The organism is Pseudomonas sp. AC463 (genome assembly GCF_979253585.1).
The window spans coordinates 1-272 of record NZ_CEEDDZ010000601.1 but is presented as its reverse complement, the minus strand read 5'-3'; the positions used below and the strand labels follow the sequence as shown (position 1 = coordinate 272).

Genomic DNA, 272 nt, shown 5'->3' with positions numbered 1-272 from the left:
CAGGTAGACGCGGATGCCATAGGGGCGGAAGATGTCGGCCAGAGCCGCTGCCTTGGCGATGTAGCGCGGCGACAGGCTTTCGGCCTTCGCGTTCACGTTGTTGAGGACGGTGCCGTTGATGCCCAGCGACGCGTTGGCGCGCGCATAATCGACGTAGCGCGAGTCCTTATAGTCGGGGAGCGTCCACCAGTCCCACAGCGAGCGGCCGGCATAACCGCGCTCCACCACGCCATCGAGATTGTCCCAGTGGTTGAGGACGCGCAGCTTCACGC

Annotated in this window: 1 pseudogene; it reads right to left on the bottom strand. The window is 64.7% G+C overall.

Features of this window, described 5'->3' with window-relative positions:
- A pseudogene (locus AC0IYH_RS31615) lies at positions 1-272 on the bottom strand (alpha-glucuronidase); the annotation flags it as partial.